Origin of the sequence: Shewanella hafniensis, assembly GCF_019655335.1 — a bacterium.
GTDB classification, from domain to species: domain Bacteria; phylum Pseudomonadota; class Gammaproteobacteria; order Enterobacterales; family Shewanellaceae; genus Shewanella; species Shewanella hafniensis.
In genome coordinates, this window is the sequence record NZ_BPFD01000136.1 from 1 (window position 1) to 5,304 (window position 5,304).

The 5,304-nt window shown below is 44.6% G+C and carries 5 protein-coding genes; 3 read left to right on the forward strand and 2 right to left on the reverse strand.

All coding sequences use genetic code 11. The features are described 5' to 3' along the window. The first annotated feature begins 237 nt into the window (after nt 1-237). The 3 genes from mnmL (at nt 238) to oxyR (ending at nt 2,993) form a co-directional block, all read left to right on the forward strand. On the forward strand, nt 238-1,167 hold the full coding sequence (gene mnmL / locus K5Q99_RS21185; protein WP_220778048.1) for a tRNA modification radical SAM protein MnmL/YtqA: 930 nt from the start codon (nt 238-240) through the stop codon (nt 1,165-1,167). Nucleotides 1,168-1,371: 204 nt separating this feature from the next. Further along, nucleotides 1,372-1,737, forward strand: coding sequence for an Hpt domain-containing protein (locus K5Q99_RS21190; protein WP_106649840.1), 366 nt, complete (start codon nt 1,372-1,374; stop codon nt 1,735-1,737). A gap of 347 nt (nt 1,738-2,084) precedes the next feature. After that, nucleotides 2,085-2,993, forward strand: coding sequence for a hydrogen peroxide-inducible genes activator (gene oxyR, locus K5Q99_RS21195; RefSeq protein WP_220592325.1), 909 nt, complete (start codon nt 2,085-2,087; stop codon nt 2,991-2,993). 105 nt (nt 2,994-3,098) lie between these two features. On the opposite strand, the gene K5Q99_RS21200 is transcribed toward oxyR, so the two are convergent. Together K5Q99_RS21200 and mutH are read right to left on the reverse strand one after the other, a co-directional pair. After that, nucleotides 3,099-4,166 (reverse strand): adenylate/guanylate cyclase domain-containing protein, encoded by a 1,068-nt coding sequence (locus K5Q99_RS21200; RefSeq protein WP_220778049.1) that lies wholly within the window; start codon nt 4,164-4,166, stop codon nt 3,099-3,101. Between the two features lie 122 nt (nt 4,167-4,288). Next, nucleotides 4,289-4,960, reverse strand: coding sequence for a DNA mismatch repair endonuclease MutH (gene mutH / locus K5Q99_RS21205; RefSeq protein ID WP_106649841.1), 672 nt, complete (start codon nt 4,958-4,960; stop codon nt 4,289-4,291). Between the last annotated feature and the right edge of the window lie 344 nt (nt 4,961-5,304).

The window sequence follows — 5,304 nt, forward strand, 5'->3', positions numbered from 1 at the left end:
ATTATTCATTATCAGTGTGAGCAAGATCTCAGTGGTTAGTGTGTTAATTTGAGGATGCGCACATTTATGACAATAACGGTATGAGTCAGGCAGGAATTTGATGTAGCGCCAAGAAACCACTCGCTACCTTGTTTACACTAAGCTTTTTCTTCTATTTGTTCACGTATTTTCTTTTCTATTTGTGATTTTATCTTGGTTATTCTCAATGAAGCGATATGAAATTTGGTGGGTGCTCTGATGGGGCTTGATGCATATGTGAACACCTTTGGTGCCGTTTGCAAGGCGCGATATGGTACCCGACTACGAAAACTCACCATAGATGCCAAGTTTACCTGCCCTAACCGTGATGGCACCTTGGGGCGTGGAGGTTGTACTTTCTGCAATGTGGCCTCATTTAGCCACCAAACTGCTGATGTGCTGAGTATTACCGAGCAGCTCGAGCAGGGTAAGAGTCGTTATCGTGAGGCGAAACCTCAGGTGCAAGCCGATAAATTTATAGCGTATTTTCAGGCTTACACTAGCACTTATGATGAGTATCAGGTGTTAATGGCTAAGTACGATGAAGCCGTTAAAGATGGCGAGATAGTGGGTCTTTGTGTAGGAACTCGTCCCGATTGTGTGCCAGATAATGTACTGGATTTACTGGCAAGTTATCAGGCAAACGGTGTTGATGTGTGGTTAGAACTGGGGTTGCAAACCGCTAAAGATGAAACGCTGCGCAAGATAAATCGTGGCCATGATTTCGCCTGTTATTGCGACACTGTGTCGAGGGCGAGAGCTCGCGGTCTTAAGGTGTGCACTCATCTTATTCTTGGCTTGCCCGATGAAATCCATAGCGATTATATGGCGACCTTAGCGGCGGTATTGCTGCAGGGCGTTGATGGCTTGAAGCTGCATCCTTTGCATGTCGTCGAAGGTAGCACTATGGCCAAGGCGTGGCGAAGTGGGCGCTTATCTTTACTGAGTCTTGAAGATTATGCTCGCAGTGTTGGTGAGATGATCCGCAATACACCCGCGGAAGTGATTTTCCACCGCGTCACCGCTTATGCGAAAAAACCTATGCTATTAGCGCCTGATTGGTGTGCCTATCGATGGGATGGATTGGTGGCAATTGTGGATAATTTACAGCTTTATGGTGGACAAGGGCATGTATTAGCGCAACGATAGAGGCAAGTTAGTGGGATACATTTCCTCCTTAAATGCTATGTCGTCGCTATTATTTTGTAAGGGTTTACTTACGACTATTAGTTTGTTTTTTGTTAATTTTAATCTGAATTTGACCATGGATATCGCTATAAGTTGCACAGACAATTTTAGCGGGTATCATGTGATAAATTCGTTTTAAGCATTGGACCACTTAAGGGAGGCCTCATGGCCACAGTTGAATTAGAAGTAATCCTAGATCTCAATACTCTCGAACAGTACTGTAGCGCCATTGGTGCCGGTACTTTACTTAAGAGTGTGGTGTTATTTGAGCAGCTCATGCCTGAATATGTAGGAAATCTAGTGAAGGCTAACGACGCTGCAGACAGAGATACCTTATGTTCAGAAGCGCATAAATTTAAAGGTGCCGCAGGTTCGGTAGGTTTAAAACGCATTCAGCAAATCGCCCAGTTATTACAACACGGTGAAGAGCCAAGATGGGAGGCTGAACACAGTGCTTGGGTTGCTGAAATCGTCGAACATGCGAGCGCTGACCTACAACAGTTAAAGTTATTCCTCCAAGCTAAAGCATAAGATATTGATACGCTAAGGCGCAGCAATAACATCTGTTGTTGCGCCCAATTGAGTGAATGATTGCGTCAGATTGTTGCGTTAGATTGTTGTTGCGTTAGATTGTTGTTGCGTTAGATTGTTGTTGCGTTAGATTGTTGCGTTAGTTTACGGCCGAGTTCAGCGCTTTTTATGTTTTCCCCTGAGTGTTATTTCCCTCTTTGTTGGTCACTCCCACTTAAGTTTTACGGCTAATCGGTTGAATGTCGATTCGGCTCACACTCTTGAAATCTAATGCCGCGTTATTGGCTTTCAGTTATGCTAGAGTAGATTTAATTTCTTAATTCATAACCTTAATGGCAATCGAGAAAATGAAAAGTTTACCTAGCTTAAAAAACTTATTCTATTTGGTGAATCTCCATCAAGAGCAGAATTTTAACCGCGCGGCTAAGGTGTGTTTTGTCAGTCAATCGACGCTTTCGAGTGGGATCCAAAACTTAGAAGAGCAGTTAGGGCATCAGTTGATTGAGCGTGACCATAAGTCGTTTATGTTTACCGCTATTGGTGAAGAAGTAGTGCAGCGCGCTCGTAAAATTCTCACCGATGTGGATGATTTGGTTGAACTGGTGAAAAACCAAGGCGAGCCGATGACGGGCGATATACGCTTAGGGTGTATTCCCACTATTGCGCCTTTCCTATTGAGTCGTGTTATTCGCCAATGCCAGCAATCTTATCCAGCAATGAGTTTATTACTGAAAGAAGATACCACTGAGCGTTTGTTGGATGCCTTAGGTAAGGGCGAGTTGGATTTGTTGATCCTTGCTTTACCTGTGGATACCAGCGGTTACCACAGTATGAAAGTGGGTAAAGATCCCTTCAAAATGGTGATCCATAAGGACTTGGCCGGAGAAATCCATCAGCCAGTTGACTACCAAGCCTTACCTGATGAGAGTATTTTCCTGCTGCAAAGTGAGCATTGTATTACTGGGCATGCCATTACTGCTTGCCAACTGGGTGATAGTGCTAAGGTGAACCCCTTTGCGGCAACGAGTCTGCATACCTTAGTGCAGATGGTGAACAGTAAACTGGGCACCACATTTCTGCCGCAAATGGCAATTGATGCGGGTATTTTGAACGATACTGATTTGGTGGTGATGACGCCGCCAGGTGAAGCACCTTACCGTGATATTGGCTTGGTCTGGCGTCAAACGACCAGTCGTATCTTAACCTTCCGTACTTTAGGTTTAATGATCCAAAAGTTATTAACCAAAGACGAATAATAAGCTCGCAGCAACAGCACTAAATTTTGCTGCAAAAAGTGCTGCTGCAAAAAGTGTTGTTGCAATAAAGAGCTGCTGTAAATTAACGCTGAAAATGATGAGAAATCAGAGCGGGGAAACGCCAAACACTTCGATGGAGTGTTGTTTCCCTTTGAGTTTGACGGGACCAAGATTCGATAGGTGATATTGCGTGTTGGGATTATCTAAACGTCCCGCGAGTGCGCCCGAGATCAACATGCGTTGTCCCAAAGGGTTACACTGATCTTGCAGTCTCGCTAGGGTATTGAGTACATCGCTAAAGAAACTAATCTCTTGTTTTTGCACGCCAACAACCGCAGCTACGACTTGGCCGCAATGGGCCGCCGCTTTAAACTTAGGCACAAAGCCATAGTGTTCTTCAAAGTAACGTCTTTGCCAATTAAGTTGCTGACTAAATTCAAAATAGATATTCATGCAGCGGTCGTGGACTATCCCTTCTTCTAACGGCCAGTGGATCAACACAGCATCGCCCATATAGCGATAAATCTCCGCTTCGTTATTGGTCACTGTGTCCGACAGCAAGCTAAAGCTATCTTGGATCAAGCGACTAAAGCGATAATCCCCAAGTGATTCGGCGTGTGTGGTCGAGGCGATCATGTCTAGGTAAAGGAATAATCGCTGCTCGTACCTTGGCTTGTGGTATTTACCTAGACCAATGTTGAGCAGAATACGTGGGCCGACTAACAGCGCCATTTGCTCGACGAAGGCTAAACTGACTCGCACGACCACCAGATAGACGATCAATGCTTGGAATGAAGGACTATAGAGAATGTGCGCTGTCAACATTTGTCTAAGGGTCGACATATGATTTTCGATGGCCCACATATTCAAGAACTGAGTCATGTACGCTAACGTCGTCGCACCAAGTAATAAAAACAAGCCTTTAAAGATGACAGAAAACACATAGGGGAGGCGATTGATGGCACTGAAATCGGCAATAACGTTCGACATCCAATGTAGACTGCCAAAAATTATCCCCATATAAATAGCAAGTGTCGCGAGATCGGCCGAACCTACCGCCCATTGGGGCAGTTCTGGTGATTGGGCATATCGAAAAAACACGAATGCAGCCATGGCAATCGCCCAAGCTAAAATCGCAAAAAGGAGTTTTTTCGCTTGTCTACGTGCTCTCACTGCTTGATGGGTATCCGAATACGGCTGTGATTTCAGAATGCCGTAGTTTATAGAAAAGAGTCACCTTAGTGCCAGTGAAATTTGTGATCTGGATCAATCCAAGTCTATATCGTCACTAAATATTAACCAAAAACCTTATTAAGTATCATGGCGGTGAAACTGGTCTTTAAATAAAAGCCCCTAGGGTTGGTCATTTTGAGGCTGCCATCTTCGGCAATGCTTTGCGTTAACGCTTTACTGTTGGCAGCTTTAGGACGTAATTGCAGCACTTCGCCATGGCGTGCGGTGAGTTTCTCAACTTTGCCTAGGGCGATAAGCTCCATGATCTCTTCCCAATCCTGTTGCAGTAATTGCAACTCCTGCGGATCAGGCTCCCATAATATCGGAGTACCGATGCGGCGCTCACCTACAGGAATGTGCCGTTCACCTTCTACAGGTACCCAAAGGACGCGCTGTAACTTATGGCAGACTAAGCTATTTTGCCAGGTTAACCCTTGGATATTTGACAGCGGTGCCACGCAGACATAAGTGGTCTCCAGTGGTCGCCCCTGTGCATCTATGGGGATGGTTTTAAGTTCTACCCCTAAATGTAGAAAATCTTGCTCAGGTTTAGACCCCGCCGTAGCGCCTAATTCCATTTCGATTAATTGGCCGACCCAGCCTTTATCGCGTTTAAGATCCTTGGGAACATTTAAGCCTCTTTGTGCTGCTATTTGCGCCAAACTCACGCCAGCCATCAGATGGGCGCGTTCGAGTAACTCAGGGAGATTTTCGGGCGGGATAATTTGATTCATGGTTGGATTTTACTTAAAAATAACCGCTTAGCAATGGCGGTTAAAAAGTGAGCGTCAAAGTTCGGGTAAAATTATAACGAATGCTTTTGAACTAAGTGACTGATTTTAAATTTTATATCTGAGTTACTCCCCGTTTTGCAAAAAAGTGTTCAAAGTTACTCTCTGCTTTCCCTTGCGTTCCCCACACACTTATCCACAGATATTATGGATAACTCAGTAAAATGCGTCCCTTAACCTAATAAAAACCCCAAGTCAATGCGAATAAAGGGCATTTATTCTGGCTTTTGTGGACAGTTGTGGACACTATTTGTGTATAAAGTTGTGTAGTGTTGTGAGAACTATAG

Coding starts and splice junctions, on each gene's coding strand:
- mnmL (WP_220778048.1), top strand. CDS start 238: ATGGGGCTTGATGCATATGTGAACACCTTTGGTGCCGTTTGCAAGGCG.
- K5Q99_RS21190 (WP_106649840.1), top strand. CDS start 1,372: ATGGCCACAGTTGAATTAGAAGTAATCCTAGATCTCAATACTCTCGAA.
- oxyR (WP_220592325.1), top strand. CDS start 2,085: ATGAAAAGTTTACCTAGCTTAAAAAACTTATTCTATTTGGTGAATCTC.
- mutH (WP_106649841.1), bottom strand. CDS start 4,960: ATGAATCAAATTATCCCGCCCGAAAATCTCCCTGAGTTACTCGAACGC.